A 22,445-nucleotide genomic window follows, 5' to 3' on the forward strand; every position below is an offset into this window, starting at 1 on the left:
TAAAAAGCCAATCAGCTCGTTATATACGCGCAAAGAGACAAACGGCTGAATAATAATCGCCGCCTTTGGCCAAATCTATCTCACTAAATCAAGCAAAATGGCAGCGCTCCATGTTTGCGCTTATCGTTTTTGTCAGGCGGTATTGAACGGGAATGATTATGGCAACAATTTTTTAATTTGTAAATAAAAATAATTATCATTTACTTGTTGATAATTATTATCGTTTGAAATATGATGTCTGGGCTTTGTTACTCGCATTGAGTTTTTAAGTAACAAAACCTTGAAGAATTAAATCACCACTAACCGCTTATTTTGTTGTTTTGATAAATAACTTTAATAAAACAGAGCGTCAAACCTCTCTGTTTTTTGCTTTCTCTTTTACGAAGGTTGTTTTGTTTATGTCGATGTCCCCGCTTCGCTCTTATTTACCAGATACTCGCTTCTCTACTCGTTTACCACAGTGGCGACAGCGTGCTTTGGTCACTAGCATCGCCTTGGCGTTATTTGCGTTGGCCCCTGTCAGCGTCCAAGCAGCAGATTTTGTGGACGACATTCCTGAGCTTACCGATGATACTGCCCTACCAAGCGTCCGTCTCAACCCTATCGTGGTGACCGCCACACGCTCTGAGCGTGCCTTAAGCGATGCGCCAGTTGCGATGCAAGTACTGAGCCGCCAAACGCTCGATGACAACCACGCCCATACCTTAAAAGAAGCACTGGCGCTGTTGCCCAATGTTTACTTGCGCGAAGTCCATGGCAAGACAGGCTACGAAGTCAGTATGCAAGGCTTCACCGGCGATCAGGTATTGGTGCTCATCGACGGCTTACCGATTACCGCCAGCACCGGCTCGACGGTGAACTTAAATCAATACATGAATATGGATATCGAGCAAATAGAAGTGGTACAAGGAGCGGCGTCAGCGCAGTTCGGCAGTGCAGCCATGGGCGGGGTGATTAATATCATCACCAAGCCTATCGGCGCAGCGACAGGACATATCACCACCGAGATTGCCAGTAATGGTGAACAAAACCCATCAGGTAAAGAAATAGACGCCAACAAACGCTATGTCGAAGCCAGCGTAGAAGGCACTTTAGATAAAGCTCAGCGTTTTCAGGCTCGCCTATCAGGCTCATATCTAGACAATGACGGCTTGAGCTTGGATCATAAAGCGTGGCCCAGACTCAAAGACGCCAGCGAGCAGTCGCAGGTCAGCGCACGCCTAAGCTATCGCCCTGATGGCAAAGGCATATCAAACGATAGCAATAGTAGCGACGATAGCCGCGTGGTCAAAAACGCTCAATATTGGCTAGAGGTTAGTCACTATAAAGAAGATGACGTCAGCCGCTTTAATTACTATGTGGCACCGCGCTATTTGGCGCAGCAGCGAGATGAGCACATCAGCAAACAGCGCTTTAGTGTCGGTGCGCGCGCTGATATCACGCCGCATGCAGACGATCGTAGCAAGACCTATCGGCTGTCCGCTCAAGCGCTGCATGAGGACTATCAAAGTGAGTCTAATACTAAAACCCAGCAGACCATCACCAGCGCCCGTGACACCGACATCAGTACCACGCTAGCGCAGGCACAGCTCGACCTACCTGAGTTGGTGCTATCCGGCGATCACATTCATCTTATTCAGGTCGGCGGGCAGCTTCAGCAAGACAAGCTGAGCCAAACGAAAAACAAAGCCAACGAGCTGATCAGCGATGAGGTCAACCGTGACGTCGGTGAGCTGTATATACAAGACGACTGGCTAATCGGTGAGAACTGGGAAGTACTGAGCGGGATTCGCTACCAAAACGATGAAGACTTTGGTGGCCATACAGCGCCAAAGGTATCGCTCAAATATAATCTCATGGACGCCAGCGGCCGCGAGCATATCTTGCGTGGCAGTATTGGCGGCGGCTACCGTGTGCCCAATCTAAAAGAGCGCTACTACGTCTTTGATCATAGCAATTTGGGCTATAAAGTGATGGGCAACCCAAACTTGCAGCCGGAGACCTCAACCAGCTACCAAATCGGCTATCAAGGTCAGCTGAGCGATACACTCAACCTCACCGTCAATGGTTTTTATAATGACGTTGACGACCTTATCCAAACCGACGAGGACAATGCGACCTTCGATGGCAATATCGCTGTTTATAAATATATGAACGTCGATAGCGCCAAAACCTACGGCGGCGATATCGGTATCGACTGGCAAGTGGACGAGCGCGCCAAACTACAAGCCAGCTATGCATATCTCAAGACCCACAACAATGTCACCGATACCGAGCTGACCTATAAGCCCAATCACAAAGCCATGCTGGCACTTGACTATCAAATCAATGACAAGTTACAGCTGATCCCGCGCCTCAACTACGAATCCAAACAGCTCGTCAGCACTAACGCACAGACGTACTCGCCGTCTTGGTGGACGCTCGATAGCAAGCTCAATTATGACATGACGGCAAACCTGAGCCTATACGCGGCGATTAATAATATCTTCGATGTACAGCGTGATGTCACCGATGCCAGTGACTATCGTCCGATCGACAATCGTGAATGGTTACTGGGTGCCAGCTATCACTGGTAAGCCCTTGCCCGCACTTATATTAAAGCAACGCTTGTAAAGCAATTGTTTAAAAAACTCTGTCTATAGCGCTGTTTTTATCTTTAGCCAAAACAACAACCATCAAGGAGCCTGACATGACTAAACCCACCCTAGCAATGAGCACCAAGCCGACCAAATTGGCACTACTTTTTAGCAGCAGCCTATTAGCCCTTAGCATGACCGGCTGCGGTGGCGGCAGTGATGGCTCGAGTAGTGGCAATAACGGAAATAGCGATAATGATGGCAGCACACCGCCTGCCAGCAGTGCCAGCTTTAGCGAAACCGCCACATGGCAAGTCACCAACCTAGCACCTGATAGTGCCACTTGTTATGATTTTGATGCCAAAGCTGAAAGCTCATGTGACGGCGATACATGGGATATTAAGTTTGAAAACCAAGCACGCTCAGTCAAGCTTTGGTCCAATAGTGGCGACTCTGGCGCAGGCATGGGCGGGGTTTTTGGCTTGATCGATTGGTCTGATCTGAGCCGTTATACCAATGCCACGCTTGACCCTGATACAGGCCGTGATATCAGCCTGCACTATAACGAAGACCGCAGCGGCGGGGTGTTTACTGCCAAGCCTTGGTTTGAGTACAACTTACAAGGCAAGCATCAGCTATATCCCAACAACCGCGTCTATATGGTCACCACAGACAGTAGTAGCGACATGACAGACAGCAGCGTCCAGCAGCCGATCTATGCCTTGCAAATTACCAACTACTATAATGATGCTGGAAAATCTGGCTACCCAACCATTCGCTGGATTAATACAGCGCTACCAAATCAGGTACAGACCCAAACCATCAACGCCACCAGCAATGATGATTGGGTATATATCGACCTAAAAACAGGCCAAAGCAGCACGGATAAAGACAGCACTTGGCAGATCGGCTTTAAGCGTAATGATGTGATTTTAAATGGTGGGGATTCGGGCAGTGGTAAGATTGGCGGTTATCTTGCCGCCACACCAGCAGGATATTATGATGCAAAAGACGAGCCTGTTGTCAGTCAATTTATCACCGATGGTAGTGCAGCGACCTTAGCCGACCTTACCAGCACAGCAGACTACGACAAGCCGCTAAGCGCTAGAAGCTGGGTGATTGACAGTAAAGGCTCGGATCTCAACCCTGCGTATACTGGCAACTTCCCGAATTTGGATTTTGGCTGGTACACCTATAATGGCATGACCCATCAGCTAAATGCCAAACCACTTGATAGTGCTCAAGGCGCCCTTATCAGATCTGCTGAAGGCAACAGCTATGCGCGTGTGCGTTTGGATAAGATCAATTATCCTGATAGCACGGCGACGACGGCGACCTCATGGGAGTTTAAACTAGACATTCAGCCGGCTTCTTAGGCTGTGTTTTTTCACCCAGTCGCAGAGCAAGGACAAGGAATCGATATAAAAAGCTATTTTTTATAGCTTCTACTTGTCATAGCTTCTATTTATATAGCCTGTATTTTTTTATCAGCGTTCAGCCTTATAAGCATCTATAGGGCGAACGCCAAGCTTCTTTAAAACCCTCAAACACGTATATTTATTGAGTCTTTATGTCCCCTCGCCCTGCCGCTTCTTTGTATCATATGGTATGGGCGCACTATCGCCTGCCGTTTTTAAAGGTTGTTTTATTAAACCTGCTCAATGCCGCCGTCAGCGTCGGTATCATCGCGTATATCAATCACACCTTTATCAGCCAGTCTGTCTTTAGTGCTTTATCATGGCAAAGCTTGGGGCAGTTTTCGCTATTGGTGCTGCTATTGCTAACGACCACGTTTTTAGCACAATATGCCCTCACACGCTTGGGTCATCGATTTGTCTATGAGCTACGGACAAAACTGGTCAAACAAATCATCGACACCGCCGTGCCGCAGATAGATAATCTAGGGAGCGCGCGCCTACTTGCCAGCCTATCCTCTGACATTCAGTCTATCACCACCGCGTTTGTGCGCATGCCGGAGCTGGTACAAGGCGTGATTTTATCGGTAGGTGTCGGGCTTTATCTGGGCTGGCTGTCGCTGCCATTGTTATTGATTGTCATGTTCTGGATTGTGATGACGATTTGGATCAGTACTATTTTGGTCAAGCACGTCTATACGCATCTGACAGAGCTACGCGAGATCAATGATGATTTATACCAAGACTATCAGTCCATCATAGAAGGGCGTAAAGAGCTGGCGCTAAACCAACATCGCGCCCAAAGGCTGTATAACGACGACTTTTTGCGGCACGCCAAAGCCTATGAACAGACCGTGACCAAGTCTGATACCTTTCATTTATCGGCAGTAAACTGGTCCAATATCATGATGTTTGCCGCGATTGGTATCATCTTTGCTGCCGCAAGCTATCTAGGCGTCTCCATGGCTGTGGCCACGACGTTTTCTTTGACGATTTTATTTATGCAGTCCCCGCTCCTACATGCTGTAGGCGCTTATCCCACGCTGCAAACTGCTCAAGTGGCTTTAGAAAAAATACAGGCGTTGGCACTTGCTGATTATCAGCCGGATTTTCAAACAGACAGCGCGGCGACAAACTGGCAAACCATCTGTTTTCAGGATATCTGTTATCGCTACCCACACAACACCGATAGCCAAAACACCGATAGCCAAAATGTGACAGCTATCGACAGCAAGCATGCCGATGATATCTTACAGTCTGTTACACTAACTTTGCAACGCGGCGATGTGGTGTTTTTGATAGGGGCAAATGGTAGCGGCAAGTCTACGCTGGCCAAGATCATCACGGGGATTTTTGCCCCGACGACGGGCACCGTAACAGTCGATGGAAAGCTCATTCATTCTCAAAACAGCGATTCACAAAGTAGCGACTTACAAACTAACAACTTACAAAGTAGTGCCGATTATCGCCAACTGTTTTCGGCGATTTTTAGCGATCAGCATCTGTTTACGCAGCTCATCGGTCCTAAAGGACAAGCGCCTGATCGAGTACTGACCGATACATGGCTGCATCAGCTCAATCTGCAAGACAAAGTGAGCATCACTGACGACATTCTCTCTACCGATAAGCTGTCACAAGGCCAACGAAAACGACTGGCCATGCTCATCACTGTCGCCGAACAAAAAGACATCCTCCTCCTCGATGAATGGGCCGCAGACCAAGACCCTGCCTTTCGCCGTGTGTTTTATCAAACACTGATACCTAAGCTCAAAGCCATGGGCAAAACCTTGTTTATCATTAGTCACGACGACAGCTATTTTGAGCATGCCGATCGATTGCTACTGATGAAAGCAGGCCGACTGATAGAGCTAAACGCTGAAGAACGGCAGCGTGCCAGCATCGACGCCATTGCGATGCTCAAATAAATGACGCGCGCTTGGCACGATACGCACTACTCGCAGTGATCGATACTTCTATAGTCAATCCGATATAAAAACGATATGGCGAGATGAAGTGTCGTTTTACGCAGCATCGAGCAGCGCAGGTACAGCACGCAAGAAAACCAACGCTTTATCGAGCAATTTAGATTTGACTATACGGAGTCCTTGAATGCAATTTTTTAATGATAACAATTATCATTAATGTTATTATTCTCATTGTTGTAAGTATTGTTACAACTTTGTACCCAAAAGCTAACCATTTCAGTTCAAAAGGACATCAGATGCGGTCTCATTTACCCCCTCTATCTATCCGAACCATCCAAAAAAAACACCTGACATTGGCCGTACAGATCGGCCTCTTAATGGGTGTCAGTCACATCGCAGCCGCGCAATCGATTGCGGCCAAGACAATCGACAACTCAGGCAGTGCTGAGTCGTCTACAGGCGCAGAAGTCATCAGCGAAAGTGAAACGACCACTGCTGCGACCTCGATCACCCCATCGACCACGTTAGAGGCAATTACTGTCTATGCCGATGGCTATCGCAGCACCGGTACCAAGACCGCCTTAGACCCTGAAGATGCGCCCATGAGCTATACCCGTATCGATCAGGAGCTGTTAAAAAAGCGCCAAGCAGATAGTGTCAACGCTGCTTTGCGTTATGAGCCAGGCATAAGCTCGGAGAGCCGCGGCACAGTCTCTATCTTTGATGAGTATAATATCCGCGGTTTTAAGACCTACTCAAATTTTTATGACGGCCTCAGACTGCCCTATGATGGTGCGTGGAATCTGATGCCACAAGTCGATGTCTATGCGACTGAAGCGGTCGAGGTGGTCAAAGGTCCCGCCTCTTCGCTCTACGGTTATGCTGCACCAGGTGGTATGGTCAACCAGATCGCCAAAACCCCAAAGAGCACGCAAGAAACCGAAGTGCAGCTGCGACTTGGCAATCAAAACTTAAAAGAGGTAGCGGTCGATACGACAGGACCAGTCAGCGATGCGCTTAACTATCGCTTGGTGGCATTAAAACGGCAAAAAGACGGTCAAATGCAGACCACCGAAGAAGAGCGATTACTGATTAATCCATCGCTTGAGTGGCAGGCGACTGACGATGTCTCTGTGCTTGCTAATCTGTTTTATCAAGATGATCCAGAAATGGTACCATCCACCCCACTACCCGCTGTCGGTACGGTCTACAACGCCAGCTATGGCAAATTAGACAGCGACGCCTATGCAGGAGATCAATGGAATCATTTTAGTAAAGAAGTACTGATGCCAAGCATTACGGTAAACTGGGATATCAATGACAATCTCACCTTTAAGCACATCTTACGCTATACCGATGCCGAAGCTGAGCAGCGCAATATGTATAATAGTGGCGGGTTTGTCGATGGTAGCGATAAGATCTTAAACCGCGTGGCGTATACCACTGATGAGCGCATGAAAAACTGGACCACAGACAATCAGCTGGCTTATCAATTCGACACGGCCAACACCTCGCACAATGTGTTGTTCGGTATTGAGTATCAAGAAACCGACAGTAGCGCGACTTACTATGATGCGGGCGCAGCGGGTACGCCAAACCTTGACTTATCAACCCCCAATTTTTCCCAGATCGATATCGACACCCTGCCGCTAGATGCCTATCGTCAAGACGAAGACATCGAGCAAAGCCAGCTTGGGCTCTATGTACAAGATGAGATGCAGTGGCAAGATTTGACCGTGGTCGCAGGCTTGCGTCACGATAAGTTTGAGAGTATCACTGAGCAGACCAAAGCCGCACAAGGCGCGGTGTACGATGCACAAACGATCGATAATGATGCCTCAAAAACCAGTGGTCGTCTGGCGGCCATTTATGATTTGGATAATGGTTTATCGTCTTATGCCAGCTATTCGCAGTCGTTTCAGCCTGTCGTTGGTAGCAACTTTATTACCAATGAAGCGTTTAAACCCACCACCGCCGACCAGCTAGAAGCGGGTATCAAATATCTGTCCTCAGATCGCGCGACCAAAGGCACACTCGCTGTCTTTGATATTACGCAAAAAAACGTCGTAGTTGCAGACGAAATCAACTATAGAAGCCAAACTCAGACCGGTGAGATTGAGTCAAAAGGCTTTGAGATATCAGGCAGTCATATGCTCAATGACTGGGTGGATGTTGCGGCAAGCTATAGCTATACCGACGCTGAGATTACAAAAGATGAATTCAACCCTGATGTGGTCGGCAATACCCCAGCGCAAACAGCTAAGTACAAAGCCACGCTGTGGGCCGACTACTACGCCACAGATAAGCTTACACTGAATGCAGGCGTACGCTACGAAGACGGCATGCAGCTTGATAAACAAAACTCGGATGAGCTACCAAGCGTGACCTTGGTCGATATCGGTGGCAATTATCAAATCAGTCCGATGCTGGCTGTCGGCGCGAGTATCAATAACTTGTTTGATAAAACCTATGTCGGTGCCTGTTACGATATCAACAACTGCTGGATGGGGCCTGAGCGTCAAATGTCTGTCAGTTTGCAGGCGACATTTTAAGCGTTAATCAAAAAGGCTGGTGTTTTGGTGGAGACTGACCAGAGCACCAATGCTTTATAACTGGCCTGATGACATCCCCTACAAACAAAGCATCTCCGGTAAACACACCTACCGCCTTGTCTGGATAAGTGCTGTCAAATACCGCGTACGCTAGGTGATCATCAGTATGACCTGGTGTCTCGAGCACCCGAACCTCAAGCTGCCCAATCGTGAAACAATCACCCTCATACACCGTCTACTATATTTATCGTTGATGTTTTATGTCGTTATAATTTATTCAAGCCGGTGCTTACCGCTTATTGAATTGATGATTTTTTATGAGCTGTTTTATGGGCAAGCAGTTCACACCAATATTTATTTAAAAGTTAGCACAGACCAGCGCCACAATATACAACAACATATATTAACATAGCCATTATCTGCTTTGGTGCTAAGCGATGGGTAGCGCCGCCCTATAGTCGATTCTAAATAAAACAGATACATCATATGCCAACGTGGAACTGGTATAAATTTTCCTTGCGTGCTGTGCCTGCGCCGACAGAGGCTGCGTAAAATTTATCCCAGTCCCACTGTATCGTTTTTATACGGAACTCACTATACTGTGAAAATTTTACTGATAAGAATAGATAGATAAAACCTTACTGATCAAAACAGCACGCATAAAAAATCGGCCTGCAAGCAGACCGATTGGGGCATCATTTTTATGTTTTTTATGAAGAGCTATGCAGACGGTTTGGCGCTAGGAGCATCTACGCGGCTGATGGTAATACCGGTAAAACCGAATATCAATGTCAAGAGCAGTGACAAATAGCAGAAAAACGCATAAGGCAAATAATCCAGTACAGGAACGCCTAACGCCTGACTAATAAATACCCCGCATACACTCCATGGTACCAGTGGATTGATGACCGTACCTGCATCCTCAATGGTGCGTGATAGGTTTTTGGGATGCAGGTTCAAGCGCTCAAAGGTCGGGCGAAACGCTGTTCCTGATAGTAGAATACTCAAATACTGCTCACCGATCAGCACATTGATACTAAGCGCGGACATCGCCGCGGCAAAGATTGCGCGCCCTGCGGTGGTCAAGCTGCCTTTAATCCCTGATAGCAATGCTGGCAAAATACCCAATGCCGTCAGCAAGCCACCCAGACTGAGCGCCAGCACCACGATTGCTTGGGTAAAAAACATGCTTTGTACACCGCCGCGCGATATCATCCCTGCCACTTCGCCCAGCTCTAGCGACTCAGCTGGCGTATAGCCTGCAAACAAATAGCCACCCAATTGCCCGATACTGGGTGAGCTATGAAAATAGGTCACGATAAGGGCGACAAAAATAGTACAGATGATGGTATAAATGGCGTTGACGCGAAACACTGCCAACCCTACCAACACGACAAAAGGCAGTACCGCATAGTTTTGTACCAAGCCGCTGTCTATCAGCTGGTTTTGTAGTACAGTCACTTGACTTAAGTCCGAGCTCACCGTCTGCCCCGAAAAAAACCAAAACAATATCACGGTCAGCATCCATGCAGGGATGGTGGTATACATCATATTGCGGATATGGGCAAACAGATCAATCCCCACCACAGATGAGGCGATGGTACAAGTATCGGACAGCGGCGACATCTTATCACCAAAAAACGCGCCCGACACCACCGCACCTGCAGCGATAGCGACGTTGGCATCAAACGCATGGCTCATGCCGATAAAAGCCACCCCAAGAGTCGCCGCGGTCGTCAAACTACTACCTAAGGCCACGCCGATAATAGAGGTCAGTACAAACGCTGAAATATAGTAATACTCAGGCGATATCAGCTGAAAACCAAAATACATCAGCGTCGGAATGGCACCAGACATCATCAAGGCGGCGACCATCAGACCGATAAAAAAGAACAAATATATCGCGCCAATACCGCGCATCACGCCAGAGGCCATCTGCGCTTGCATGTCATCGAAGCTGAGGCCTCGAAACAAACCGATGGCCAGTAGGACACAGATAGCGAGTATCAATGAGAGATGAGGCACCCAGCTAAAGCCGATCATGGTGACGCCCATGATAGCGATGACGATGGCAGAGATCATAAATGCCAGTTGAGAAGAGATTTGAGTGAGTATTTTTGGTGGCATCACACATCCTTAGATTGCCAGTGGATTTGGCGTTAGGGTTGACTTTGGGGTGGCAAGTTTAATCAGTTGCTCTGATTATTACTACCCTGATTATTTACCAAATAGGCTATCGGTCTTGGCAGCCATGACAAAATCATTGCGATGCAGCCCCTTAATACTGTGTGACCACCAAGTAACCGTGGCCTTCCCCCACTCTACCAATATGCCTGGATGATGGCCTTCTGCTTCGGCGATATCGCCAAGCTCATTGGCAAATGCCATGGCCGCGACGAAGTTTTCAAACTTATACTGGCGCTGCAACTGCCGGATACCATCGACCTCGATAAGTGACCAATCAGGAATCTGCGTTAATAGCTCGCGTGCCTCGGCCTCGTCGACTTTTGGTGCGCCAATACGGCAAGCTTCGCAACTGCTTTGTGATAATGCTGTCATGATAATGTCCTTTTATCGAGTTTATTGTTTTGTGATACTGGTTTGTGATACTGAGGTTTTTTGACGCCACTCCACTGCTATGTGCCTATGCAGTAGAGGGATGTTTATAAAATTTTAATGGGATTTTTCTGGATAGCTCGGCTCAAACAAACCCAGTGACATCGCTTGCTTGACCACGCCCATGATATCGCTGTCGACGATATCAAACAGCGTATCCAGCTCATCAATCACATAATAAATAGGCTGGATATGGTCGATACGATAAGGGGTGCGCAGCACATCGAGCAAATCAAACGCCCGATGCTCAGGCGTGTCGCTCAGCGCATATAATGTCTCAGACGGTGAACTTAAGATACCGCCACCATAGATTTTGCGGTCTTTTGGGGCATGGCCTACCAGTCCAAACTCGATGGTAAACCAATAGAGGCGCGCCAAAAACCACCGCTCTTCTTTGCTGGCGTTGAGACCTAATTTACCGTAGGTTTCATTAAAAGCGGCAAATGCAGGATGAGTCAGCAGCGGGCAATGGCCAACGATTTCATGAAAGATATCCGGCTCTTCGATATAGTCCATATCATCCATGCGGCGAATAAAAGTCGCAACAGGAAAACGCCGCTGGGAGAGCAGTTTAAAAAACTTACCAAAGCTAATCAATGCTGGCACAGCAGCCGTTTGCCACTTTGTGGTCGCTTGCAAGACATCATCGATAGTAGCCAATTGCGGAATTTGGGTGATGGGTAGCTGCAGCTTTGTTAGGCCGTCTAAATATGCTGAACAGGCGCGATTGGGGATTTGTTTGGCTTGTCGCTCGAGCAGCGTTTGCCACATGAGGTGCTCATCATCGCTATAGGCAATATGGCCGTCGCTGTCTGGCTGGTGCGAGACATATGGCTGCTTTTGCGGCGCTTCTAGATAGGAAGCTTCTAGACGAGAAGCCGCTAGATGGGCGCTGCTATTAGTGGTATTGATATTAGTGCTATCGGTAATTGAGCCGTCAGCGGCTTGTTTTTTGCCGAGGTCATTTTTGTGAGTGTTGCTGACAGCGCGTTGATAAGAGGGGGTATGTGAGAGGCGATCCATGCCTGTACTCCTTATATGACGATTGTTTTTTCTATCAGCCTATTGTCCCCTACCTGTTGACCATTCAAACTGGCGCGTCTATCACGTCGCCTAATCGGTCAAACAAGCTAGCCAGTCAGGCCAGCCAATGCGGATAAGACTAAAAATACGCAAGCCAACTGCTACGTATAATGAAGCAAGTGGACAAGACAAACTCCTTTTGCCTTGCCCGCAGCTATAGCTATAGCGCTTCTGCTTCTGGTTGACCGACAGCGCCGCGGCGCACTTGGTCGCGCTCGATAGATTCAAACAACGCCTTAAAATTACCTTCGCCAAAGCCCTCTGCATAATCGCCTTTACGCTGAATAAATTCAAAAAACACTGGACTGCCTAAGATGGTCTCGGAAAAAATCTGTAGCAGCAAGCGAGGCTCATTGCCCTCAGTCGTGCCATCTAGCAAGATACCGCGCGTTTGCAGCGCCGCGACATCCTCACCATGACCCGGCAGACGCTCGCTTAACATGTCGTAATAAGCAGCGTTTGGCGCAGTCATCAGCGGAATGCCCGCCGCTTTGAGCAAATCGATGCTCGCCAGCAAGTCGTCACTGGCTAAGGCAATATGCTGAATGCCTTCGCCATTAAAGTGCATCAAATACTCTTCGATCTGCCCGCCGCCCTGCTTTGATTCTTCATTAAGCGGGATGCGAATTTTGCCATCAGGGGCGGTCATGGCTTTGCTAGTAAGACCTGTGTACTCGCCTTTGATATCAAAATAACGGATTTCGCGGAAATTAAAGATACGCTCATAGAAATTTGCCCAATACGCCATTCGGCCGCGATAGACGTTGTGCGTGAGATGATCGATGACTTTAAAGCCATGACCGGTAGGCTGCCTATCGACGTCAGCAAAAAACTCAAAGTCGACATCATAAATAGACTCACCGTCTTTGTAACGGTCAATTAAATATATCAAAGAGCCACCGATGCCTTTTATCGCAGGCAAGCGCAGCTCCATCACGCCTGTTGGCACCTCGACAGGCTGCGCGCCCATCTCAATGGCCCGCTCATAAGCTTTTTTGGCATCCTTCACCCGAAAGCCCATACTACATGCTCCTGCACCATGCTCTTCTACAAAATAGCTGGCGTGGCTTTTTGGCTCACGGTTTAAGATGAGATTGATATCGCCTTGACGATAAAGCGCCACGTCCTTTGAGCGGTGGTTGGCGATGTGGCTAAAGCCTAGCTGCTTAAACAATGCATCGACGGCGTGTGGCTCAGGTGAAGCAAACTCTACAAAATCAAATCCGTTTAGCCCCATTGGGTTTTCAAATAAATCTGCCATGGTCATCATCCTTAATATCAATTACTGCTAAAAATAGTTAGTGCTAAAAATTGGCACTATCAATCCGTATAAAACCTTAAATCAGCGTAAAAATTTGTCTATATCAATAACGCTTATTGACGATGCATTCATATTAGATTAGCTTTATTTATAAGACTAATTGTTTTTTATGATTTATTTATCAGGTTTACTTATGAATATCAGTATTCGCCAATTGACCGCATTTATCACTGTCGCTGACAATGGTAGCTTTACCCGTGCCAGCGACCAGATGCATCTGACCCAATCTGCCGTGAGTGGTTTGATCAAAGAATTAGAATCCAGCCTCGGCATCGTGTTGTTTGACCGCACCACCCGCCAGCTGTCGTTGTCCGCTGTTGGTCGCCATCTGCTGCCACAAGCGCGGCGGGTACTAAATGAGATGCATCTTTTTGAAAACGAAGCCAGTAGTTTGACCAGCTTGGCACAAGGCCAAGTCAGACTAGCGGTGTCGCAGTTTGCAGCCTCCTCTATGCCTGCTGTCATCGCTCAGTTTTCCCAAACCTATCCTGATATCAGCGTGTCGTTATTAGATTGCTCGGCCGAAAATGTCCTACAACACATCCAAAATATCGAGGTGGACTTAGGCGTCGGTACCGAGCTTGGATTTATGGAGATGGATGATGACATCAGCACCGACTTACTGTACGAATTGCCGTTTTGTGTGGTGATGCCAGAGCAGCATGTGTTGGCACAAAGAAGTGAGATCGTCTGGCAAGACTTGCTAGAGACGCCGCTTATTACCTTGCAAGGGCCATTTATTGAGCAAGTCACCACCGAGCTTGATGAAGCGGTCGCCGCCCATATTCAGCAAGCGCGCTACAAGGTCAATTTTATGTCGACAGCGCTGGAGATGACGCGTCAAGGGTTTGGTATCACGTTGTGCCTACCCTATATGCCAGAGGTGATTGACTGGGTCAGCGCCAATGGCTTACAGATGCGGCCACTTGCTCATCCAGTCAAGACAAGGCGGTTTTTTATCTATCAACGCTCATCACGAGCGCTAGCGCCTGCAACGGTTGCCTTTAAGCAGTTTTTGCAAACGTATTTTTCGCAGCACTTTACCGATCTGCATGGCTAATAGCGCCCCTAAAAGTAAGCGATAATGGGGATAAAAACCCTTGCAATACCTCTGATGATAACTTAGCATAAGACATAAATTATACTATCAATAATAAATTACGTATTGCGTAATAAGCCTTATATTTCTTATTCACTCACTTTTTATCACCTAACTTTATCCTTTATTTTTTTTAGCAAGGAGCATCTTATGTCAACGATTGACAAAAACCTGACTTCGTTTATCGAGGTTGCCGCCGACTCTGATTTTTCTATTCACAATTTGCCTTATGGTATTTTTAGCGATACCAAGACTCAAGCAGAGGCAGACAACCGCCGTGCTGGCGTGGCAATCGGTGAATACGTACTGGATTTGTCTGTGCTTGAGTCATCAGGTCTTTTAGATTTAGCAGGCGGGCCGTATTTTAACCAGCCGACCCTAAACGCCTTTATTGACTCAGGCCGAGACAATTGGCAAAAGGCGCGTGCGACAATTCAAACGCTACTATCTGACGCAGACGGTACCCTACGTGACGACACCGAGCTACAAAAAAAGGCACTGTTTAAGCAAGCGGATGTCACCATGCATCTGCCCGTTCACGTGCCAGGCTTTACCGACTTTTACTCGTCTAAAGAGCACGCAACCAACGTCGGTACGATGTTTCGTGATCCAAACAATGCGCTGCTACCCAACTGGACAGAGATGCCAGTCGGTTACAATGGCCGCGCCAGCACGGTCGTCGTCAGTGGCACCGATATCGTGCGCCCCTCTGGGCAGCTAAAACCTAATGCGGATGAGCGCCCTATCTTCTCACCTTGTAAGCGCTTGGATTTTGAGCTAGAGACTGCGTTTGTCGTTGGCAAAGGCAACCAGCTTGGTCAGCCTATCGCCGTCGATGAAGCATTTGAGCATATTTTTGGCATGGTGTTGCTCAATGACTGGTCAGCGCGCGATATCCAAAAATGGGAATACGTGCCTTTAGGGCCATTCAATGCCAAAACCTTTGCTTCTGAGGTCTCGCCTTGGATTGTCACCATGGAGGCGCTTGTCCCTTTTAAAACCTCATGCCCTACCCAAGAGCCAAAACCGCTGGCGTATCTAAACGAGACCGCCACTGATACCAGCTTTGATATCAACCTATCGGTCGAGCTGCTACCCGAAAATGCCGAGAGCGCTACTGTCGTTTGTGAGACAAACTTTAAGTATATGTATTGGTCGATGGCGCAGCAGTTGACGCACCACACCATCACTGGCTGTAAGGTAGAAGTTGGCGATATGATGGGCTCAGGGACGATCTCGGGGCCGACAACTGACGCTTATGGCTCAATGCTCGAGATCGCTTGGAACGCGACCAAGCCTGTGACGCTGGCCGGCGGTGAGACGCGCAGCTTTATCGAAGATGGCGATACCGTCATCATGAAAGGCTATAGCGAAAAAGACGGCGTTCGAGTCGGTTTTGGCGAAGTACGCGGTAAAGTCTTGCCTGCCCTGAGCTTTGATTTTTAGCTTTGATTTTGACCACTGATACTGGCTATCACATAGGCGTGCAATGCTAAATAGTTAATCACGCTGCCAAATTTTAGTAAAGCATACGTCCGCTCTGATCAGACCGTTGCTCGAACCATACTGGCAGTATGACGCAGGTCACGCCTTATCAAAAGGATATTGATATGAGCTTTACAATTGAAAAAATCCATCACGTGGCTTATCGCTGCAAGGATGCCAAAGAAACTGTCGAATGGTACAAAAAACATCTAAACATGGACTTTATCTTGGCATTTGCCGAAGATCATGTACCTTCAACCAAGGCCTTCGACCCTTACATGCATGTGTTTTTAGACGCAGGACACGGCAATGTCTTGGCATTTTTTGAAGTACCAAATCAGCCTGAGATGGGCTTTGACCCCAATACGCCAAGCTGGGTACAGCATTTGGCATTGAAGGTAAAAGATCGCGATGCCCTAATGCTGGCAAAAACCCATTTAGAAGACAATGGTATCGAGGTGGTCGGCGTGACCAATCACGGTATCTTTCACTCGATTTATTTCTTTGATCCAAACGGCCACCGCTTGGAGCTGACCTATGACGATGTCACGTCAGAAGAAAAAGTATCGATGATTACCGAAGCGATGAAGCAAGAGATGCTCGATGAGTGGTCACGTACCAAACGCGCACCCGTCCATACGCAGTTTTTGCACAACGAAGAGTTAGAAGAAGTAAAGCAACAACTCCCTATGGGCGAATAAATAGTCGGTGCTGGACTTGAGTATCGAAAAATAGTGTTAAGAAAAAAACACCGTTACATCACATCATAACGCTGCGCGATTGCCCGTATCTGCGCGACCAAATCATCTTGCTTATGTACAGGCAGTTGCTCATTGGTCCCGATGACCGTGATGGCATACTCTAAACCGATAGGTGCGTGTTTCTCAGTACTGTGATCGTCTATATGACTTGCCTGTGATGATATCAAAGCAGGCATACTAATGGCGTTGATACCTTTGAGCATATCGCCTGTCACCATGGCATAGCCTTGGGTACGGATATTGGCGCATCGTTCGCTAAACGTCTGACGTTTTTGTGCCATGTCATCATAGGTCTCATGATCACGCCATTCTGCCATCACCAATGGCCAAATAACCGTATCTGACTGATAGCTGGCAAACAGCTGTCCTGTCGCCGAGGTACTAAGCGGCATCCGTGAGCCCACACGCGTGATGATACTGATGGCGCTATCTGGCTCGACCGACTGGATAATAATAGGCCCTTCGGTAAACCATTTGGCAATCTGTACCCCGCAGTGCAAGGTGTCTTTGATATCATGAGCGATGAGCGTTAGGCGCTCTAGAAGGTTGTTTGGACAGTGGGCGCGGTGGCTTAGCGCGTCGACTCTGTGCCCAAGTCCGTAGCGCCCGTCTGCCAATTGCTGTGCATAGTTTTTTCGAATGAGACTGACCAAATAGCGATGACACTTGGCAGGGTGCATTTGTAGCGCTTGAGCAATGTCTTTTAACATCATAGGCTCGCGGCGCTCGATAAGGATATCTAAAACTGACAACCCTGTCTCCAAAGACTGGACGCCATTTTTTTGAGTGGTCGTCGCGCTGTCTATAGGGCTTTTGGCTGCTGGCATAATGGACTCGCTAAAAGGCTGGCTTTATTTAGGCTTAGGCCGTGGAATGAGAAGTACAATTTTATAACACTTACGCCTGATTGTATGCATGTGCAGTTGGAGAGCATGCATATCTTATGCAACGATAATGACTGGCCAAGCTATGGTGGCAACGGGGCATTTGACTCACAACATAACATAATAAAAGGAAGATACCATGATGAAACTTTACGGTTATTTTCGTAGCGGCACATCTTACCGTACACGTATCGCAATGAATCTAAAAGATCTAGAGTACGATTATCTGGCAGTCAATCTGGCCCAAGACGAGCAGCTAGCTGAGACTTTCAAAACCCTAAACCCACAAGGATTGGTGCCTATTTTACAGGCTGATGACGTATTACTCTATCAAAGCCCTGCCATATTAGAGTGGCTAGAAGAGGTCTATCCTGTGCCGCCTTTATTGCCCAGCGACGCTGCTGGCCGTATGCAAGTACGAGCGCTGAGTGCGATGATTGGCTGCGACATACACCCTATTAATAACCGCCGTATTTTACAATACTTACGCCACGAGCTGTCTGTAGACGAAGCGCAGGTCATGACGTGGTGCAACCGCTGGATCAGCGAAGGCTTTGCCGCTTTAGAAAAACGCTTGGCAGCTGACCATACTCGCGGTAAGTTTTGTTACGGTGACACACCAACCTTTGCAGATTGCTATTTGATACCACAGGTGTCGTCTGCGCGCCGGTTTGAGGTGGACCTCACCCCCTACCCAACCATCGTCGCCATTGATGCTCACTGCCGCACCTTAAAAGCCTTTATAGATGCCGAACCGATGCAGCAGCCTGATGCACCACAAGCGATCTAGCTGACCCAATGCCATGACCAGTACCCTATTAAGTGCGATATAGTGAACCGCCCCGACTATGTCGGAGTCTGGTTTACTTGAGTCAGGCAGCCACGCCTGACAGGATTAAATTATCATAATACCGCTTTTCAAACTCAAAAGGCGATACATAGCTCAATGCACTGTGTATACGCTTTTTATTGAACCAATCTACTCAATTCAATGTCGCAAGTTGTACATTCGCTAAACCTTGCCAACCTGCTTTTAAATATTCAATCCCCTCTGTTTTGTATAACCTATGCCCTGTTTCAGCCAAAGCATTATCAAGGCCTAGTTATATATTTTTTCTTATGTTATCAAGCCAAGCTCGCATACTTGGTGTAAGCAAGCGATGACGACGCCAAGCCATGACAAGCTCCCATTTTAACTGAGGTTGGGTTAGTGGCAAGCAGACTAATCCTGTCAAATCCAACTTTTGAGTATAATATTGAGGCAAAAGAGTCACACCCATATCCTGTTTTACCATGTCAAGAAGCAAGTGCCACTGATTGGTTTGGCAAATAATATTAGGTTCAAAACCTAGTGATTGACAGTTTTCTATAATCATTGGAGTAAATGATGAATTGGAGGTAAATAAAATTAGGGGTGCATTTGATAGTGACTTAAGTGTTACCTTCGTTTTTCGCTTACCCATACGGTTTTTATTTGCTACGACCACCACTGGATAGCAACATATCGACGAGTAGTCAAAATCATCGTCAATCGGCTTCATCAATGTTGCCACATCAAGTTGCCCCTCTAGAAGGGCCTGCTTAAGTGACTCAGCACCATCTTCGATAAGTGAGGTTTCTATACTAGGATGCATTTGGTAAAAGTTAAAAATAGCTTTGCTTAGTATTTCACTGCCTAACGGTGAAATCCCCAGACGCAACTTACCACCTATTAATTGCTGATAATCTACTACTGTTTGTTCAAGATTATCTGCCTTTTGTAAGATATCCACTGCTTGAATATAGAGGTGTTCGCCAATTTCCGTTAAATTAACTAGCCGCTTTTTTCTATGAGTCAACGGCTTATCAAACAGAGCTACGCCTAAATATTCTTCAAGGTTACTGATGGATTTGGTAACGGTGGGTTGAGTTAAATTGAGTTGAATACTGGCTTGAAGAAACCCACCTGTTTTTACGACTGTCACAAAGCAGCGTAATTGTTTCAAAGTTATCATGAATAATAAACCATGGTTAGGAAGGATAATGAAATTTATTATAGGAATTAGGAATAAAAATAAAAATATAATTCATAATTTATGACTAGGGTATTTTTATAATAAGTAGTCTCTAATCAACAAACAACAATTATTATGCGTAATCCTAATATTCACTTATCCCTATCCTTTGTAGCTGAAAAAAAACTTAGACTTCAACAGTTCTGTCGCCAATCATGGCTTCATGTCCTTATGCAATGCGCTATTATCGCAGCTGTCTGGTATTGTGCTGCGATATTGGTTGAGTTATTGCATTTACCCGTATCCTCAGGCGTCTTAGGAGTATCTTTAATGCTGATCTTATTAATGAGTGGTGCTATCAAGGTTAACTGGGTCAGACTGGGGGCAAAATTTGTTTTGGGTGAATTAGTATTAATGTTTATCCCACTTATGATGTCAATACTTCAATACAAGGCGCTATTTATCAGTAAGGGCTGGCAATTAATGCTGACAATTATCTTAAGTACCGCGATGGTGATGTTAAGCTCAGCATTCACTTTTATTATGGTGCACCGTTTGCAACGTAGATTGTATCGACATCAGATTCATAAAGCCCAATTAAACCTAAAAAATAATGATAATGTGTGAGGATTTACAATGAATGTCTGGTCAATCCTTTGTCTCATTTGGACATTAGCTGCTTATTATATGGCTAAAGTAATCTATGTGCGCTATCGAAAATCTTGGCTAAACCCAGCTATCACGGTTCCAGTAATAACGCTTTCATTAATGATTATCTTTAATATCTCTTATGATACTTATTGGAAGGATACAGCTTGGATTGTGCAGTTACTTGCCCCCGCAACGGTTGCGTTTGCTATACCTATTTATGAATATCGTCGTTTAATACGTCAACATGCTTTGGCTTTGACCGCTTCTATAACTGTTGGGATGGTGGTGGGAGTCTTAAGCATATACCTATTCACTGGTTTGTTCCATTTTGATAAGACCTTGACCTATAGCTTGATGGCCCGTTCAATATCGACACCATTTGCGTTAGACTTATCCGAAAAAATTCACGGATCTTCCTCTTTAGTTTCATTGTTTACTTTGATTACAGGGATGGTGGGAATGATTTTAGGGGATATGATTTTGACTTTTTTTCGTATTCGCTCACATCTTGCAAATGGAATCGCATTTGGTAATGCATCACACGGTTTTGGTACAGCCCGGGCAAGTCAGCGCAATGAGGACGAGGGCGTTATAGCTAGTTTAACAATGATTTTAGCGGGATTGTTTATGGTATTCTTAGGCCCTTCATTAATACATGGCGTAATGTTGTTTGGGCAAGTTTAAACAAATAAAGCTTGGCTGCGGTGCGCACGCTCATGCCTTGTTCAAAAGACTGTAATACCTTTTTACGAAGGGTAATGGGGTATGTCATGGTAATTAGCGAGCTGGAATTTAGAATTATCGTAATTAAGCACTCTGGCGAGGCTCATTCTATCTTTAGCGAAGACGGTATTTGGAATGCGATGACAGAGCATCAAGAGCAGGCGATTGCTTGGATGGGTTTAGAGTTGGATGCTATCGACAAGTAAATCAAGGCGTTAGCACTTAGTAATTATCGGCCTTCGCGTTTGTTAGTGTTTATCAGATAAACGCCGCTTTACAAACCAACCGATTATCAGCACCACGATAAGGATGCCAATACCTGTCGAGTAAGGGGCGAGCGTCGATTCAATAACCTCGTAGTTTTGGCCCATATAGTAACCCGCGAGCGTCAGACCTGTCGTCCAAATGCTTGCACCAAGTGCGGAGAGCCCCAAAAACGGTAGCATTGGCATATTATTCATACCGGCAGGAATCGAGATAAACGAGCGGATACCAGGCACCATACGACCAAAGAATACCGCTTTTTTACCGTGCTTATCGAACCATTCATTGGTAGCTTTGATATCGTCAGGTTTTACAAAAACAAATTTGCCATATTTTTTGGTTAAGGCTATCAAGCGCTCTTCATTAAACACGCGGCCTAAATAGTACAGCGGTAACGCACCAAGTACCGCGCCAAGCGTCCCTGCTAGTATGGCAAGTATGAGATTAAGCTCACCATTTGAGGCGGCAAACCCAGCAGCAGGCATAATGACCTCAGAGGGAATAGGCGGAAAGACGTTTTCGGCAAACATGGCAAAGATAATACCAAAGTAGCCAAACTTCGCCGTGATAGAGAGTACCCAGTCACTGATTTGACCCATAAAAAACCTTTAAAATAGAATGAACAATATTGCTGCTAAGCCGAATCTTTAGGCAAAAGATACTAGCTCATCAGTGGTTTTTCAATTTAGAAGGTTTTACGCGCTGTGCAAGTTTCGTTAACGTATAACGTATGTAGTGGCATCGCGACACCAGCAGCCAGTAGACCGAGTCCTATAGCGCTCACATGCCATTTTTTGACAGAAGTGGTAGCTGTGGAATTAATAAGAGCATTGGCACTGACGCTAGATTTAGAGGACTTGCCACGTGCTTTGGCATATTCACCAACGGCGACAAAACAATTTAAAGCTTCATTCCATATGACTTTATAGATGCGGTTCATGATGCATACTCCCTTATATAATTATTAGAGGCCAACTCATAGTCGGTATGTAGAGAGCGAATACGGCAAAATGACACGGCGGTAAGCTTTAATGAAACTTTTTGCGCAAATGTAACCATTCTTAGCGTTTAAAAACATAAAAGTTTCATCGTGTAA

The 22,445-nt window shown here is 46.5% G+C and carries 19 protein-coding genes and 1 pseudogene; 11 read left to right on the top strand and 9 right to left on the bottom strand.

Annotation, left to right across the window (positions count from 1 at the left end; genetic code table 11):
* Window positions 1-398 precede the first annotated feature (398 nt).
* From ACNFVB_RS07610 to ACNFVB_RS07625, 4 genes are all read left to right on the top strand, one after another.
* Window positions 399-2,576 (top strand): TonB-dependent receptor plug domain-containing protein, encoded by a 2,178-nt coding sequence (locus ACNFVB_RS07610; protein ID WP_430737083.1) that lies wholly within the window; start codon window positions 399-401, stop codon window positions 2,574-2,576.
* 113 nt (window positions 2,577-2,689) lie between these two features.
* Window positions 2,690-3,952 carry an HmuY family protein gene (locus ACNFVB_RS07615; RefSeq protein WP_430737084.1) on the top strand — a complete coding sequence of 421 codons (1,263 nt, stop codon included), beginning with the start codon at window positions 2,690-2,692 and terminating at the stop codon, window positions 3,950-3,952.
* A 194-nt stretch (window positions 3,953-4,146) separates the two neighbouring features.
* Window positions 4,147-5,916, top strand: coding sequence for a multidrug ABC transporter permease/ATP-binding protein (locus ACNFVB_RS07620; RefSeq protein WP_430737085.1), 1,770 nt, complete (start codon window positions 4,147-4,149; stop codon window positions 5,914-5,916).
* A gap of 296 nt (window positions 5,917-6,212) precedes the next feature.
* Window positions 6,213-8,468 (top strand): TonB-dependent siderophore receptor, encoded by a 2,256-nt coding sequence (locus ACNFVB_RS07625; protein WP_430737086.1) that lies wholly within the window; start codon window positions 6,213-6,215, stop codon window positions 8,466-8,468.
* Window positions 8,469-9,188: 720 nt separating this feature from the next.
* Here the strand turns inward: ACNFVB_RS07625 and nhaC are convergent.
* The 4 genes from nhaC to hppD all read right to left on the bottom strand — a co-directional run bounded on the left by nhaC (window position 9,189) and on the right by hppD (window position 13,428).
* A complete protein-coding gene (nhaC, locus tag ACNFVB_RS07630) occupies window positions 9,189-10,595 on the bottom strand; it encodes a Na+/H+ antiporter NhaC (protein WP_430737087.1) in 1,407 nt (468 codons plus the stop codon).
* Between the two features lie 90 nt (window positions 10,596-10,685).
* Entirely contained in the window at window positions 10,686-11,027 is a 342-nt protein-coding gene (locus ACNFVB_RS07635) for a 4a-hydroxytetrahydrobiopterin dehydratase (RefSeq protein WP_430737088.1), read from the bottom strand.
* A 114-nt stretch (window positions 11,028-11,141) separates the two neighbouring features.
* Window positions 11,142-12,107, bottom strand: a complete 966-nt coding sequence (phhA, locus tag ACNFVB_RS07640) for a phenylalanine 4-monooxygenase (protein ID WP_430737089.1) — start codon at window positions 12,105-12,107, stop codon at window positions 11,142-11,144.
* Between the two features lie 220 nt (window positions 12,108-12,327).
* Window positions 12,328-13,428: a 4-hydroxyphenylpyruvate dioxygenase gene (gene hppD, locus ACNFVB_RS07645; protein ID WP_289000395.1), complete on the bottom strand. Its 1,101-nt coding sequence runs from the start codon at window positions 13,426-13,428 to the stop codon at window positions 12,328-12,330.
* A gap of 193 nt (window positions 13,429-13,621) precedes the next feature.
* On the opposite strand from hppD, the gene ACNFVB_RS07650 reads away from it, so the two are divergent.
* The 3 genes from ACNFVB_RS07650 (at window position 13,622) to ACNFVB_RS07660 (ending at window position 16,773) form a co-directional block, all read left to right on the top strand.
* Window positions 13,622-14,548 carry a LysR family transcriptional regulator gene (locus tag ACNFVB_RS07650; RefSeq protein ID WP_192995206.1) on the top strand — a complete coding sequence of 309 codons (927 nt, stop codon included), beginning with the start codon at window positions 13,622-13,624 and terminating at the stop codon, window positions 14,546-14,548.
* Between the two features lie 189 nt (window positions 14,549-14,737).
* On the top strand, window positions 14,738-16,033 hold the full coding sequence (gene fahA, locus ACNFVB_RS07655) for a fumarylacetoacetase (RefSeq protein ID WP_430737090.1): 1,296 nt from the start codon (window positions 14,738-14,740) through the stop codon (window positions 16,031-16,033).
* Between the two features lie 164 nt (window positions 16,034-16,197).
* The gene (locus tag ACNFVB_RS07660; RefSeq protein WP_105245880.1) at window positions 16,198-16,773 is read left to right on the top strand and encodes a VOC family protein; all 576 of its coding nucleotides are present in this window, start codon (window positions 16,198-16,200) and stop codon (window positions 16,771-16,773) included.
* Between the two features lie 53 nt (window positions 16,774-16,826).
* Here ACNFVB_RS07660 and ACNFVB_RS07665 read toward each other — a convergent pair whose 3' ends face one another.
* A complete protein-coding gene (locus ACNFVB_RS07665; RefSeq protein ID WP_430737091.1) occupies window positions 16,827-17,660 on the bottom strand; it encodes an IclR family transcriptional regulator in 834 nt (277 codons plus the stop codon).
* Window positions 17,661-17,859: 199 nt separating this feature from the next.
* Between ACNFVB_RS07665 and maiA the strand changes: the two genes are divergently transcribed.
* The gene (gene maiA, locus ACNFVB_RS07670) at window positions 17,860-18,507 is read left to right on the top strand and encodes a maleylacetoacetate isomerase (protein ID WP_430738497.1); all 648 of its coding nucleotides are present in this window, start codon (window positions 17,860-17,862) and stop codon (window positions 18,505-18,507) included.
* Window positions 18,508-18,589: 82 nt separating this feature from the next.
* Here the strand turns inward: maiA and ACNFVB_RS07675 are convergent.
* Together ACNFVB_RS07675 and ACNFVB_RS07680 are read right to left on the bottom strand one after the other, a co-directional pair.
* A pseudogene (locus ACNFVB_RS07675) lies at window positions 18,590-18,811 on the bottom strand (IS3 family transposase); the annotation flags it as partial.
* 9 nt (window positions 18,812-18,820) lie between these two features.
* The gene (locus ACNFVB_RS07680) at window positions 18,821-19,711 is read right to left on the bottom strand and encodes a LysR family transcriptional regulator (RefSeq protein WP_058025956.1); all 891 of its coding nucleotides are present in this window, start codon (window positions 19,709-19,711) and stop codon (window positions 18,821-18,823) included.
* A gap of 135 nt (window positions 19,712-19,846) precedes the next feature.
* Between ACNFVB_RS07680 and ACNFVB_RS07685 the strand changes: the two genes are divergently transcribed.
* The 3 genes from ACNFVB_RS07685 (at window position 19,847) to ACNFVB_RS07695 (ending at window position 21,291) form a co-directional block, all read left to right on the top strand.
* Window positions 19,847-20,338 (top strand): CidA/LrgA family protein, encoded by a 492-nt coding sequence (locus ACNFVB_RS07685; RefSeq protein WP_430737092.1) that lies wholly within the window; start codon window positions 19,847-19,849, stop codon window positions 20,336-20,338.
* Window positions 20,339-20,347: 9 nt separating this feature from the next.
* On the top strand, window positions 20,348-21,046 hold the full coding sequence (locus tag ACNFVB_RS07690; protein ID WP_087041101.1) for an LrgB family protein: 699 nt from the start codon (window positions 20,348-20,350) through the stop codon (window positions 21,044-21,046).
* Window positions 21,047-21,132: 86 nt separating this feature from the next.
* A complete protein-coding gene (locus tag ACNFVB_RS07695) occupies window positions 21,133-21,291 on the top strand; it encodes a hypothetical protein (RefSeq protein ID WP_430737093.1) in 159 nt (52 codons plus the stop codon).
* Between the two features lie 42 nt (window positions 21,292-21,333).
* Here ACNFVB_RS07695 and ACNFVB_RS07700 read toward each other — a convergent pair whose 3' ends face one another.
* On the bottom strand, window positions 21,334-21,948 hold the full coding sequence (locus ACNFVB_RS07700; RefSeq protein WP_274631897.1) for a DedA family protein: 615 nt from the start codon (window positions 21,946-21,948) through the stop codon (window positions 21,334-21,336).
* Between the two features lie 86 nt (window positions 21,949-22,034).
* Window positions 22,035-22,289: an ESPR domain-containing protein gene (locus tag ACNFVB_RS07705; RefSeq protein ID WP_430737094.1), complete on the bottom strand. Its 255-nt coding sequence runs from the start codon at window positions 22,287-22,289 to the stop codon at window positions 22,035-22,037.
* Window positions 22,290-22,445: the final 156 nt, after the last annotated feature.

The sequence above is a fragment of the Psychrobacter sp. VH5 genome (genome assembly GCF_050572635.1).
Classification (GTDB): Bacteria; Pseudomonadota; Gammaproteobacteria; order Pseudomonadales; family Moraxellaceae; genus Psychrobacter; species Psychrobacter celer.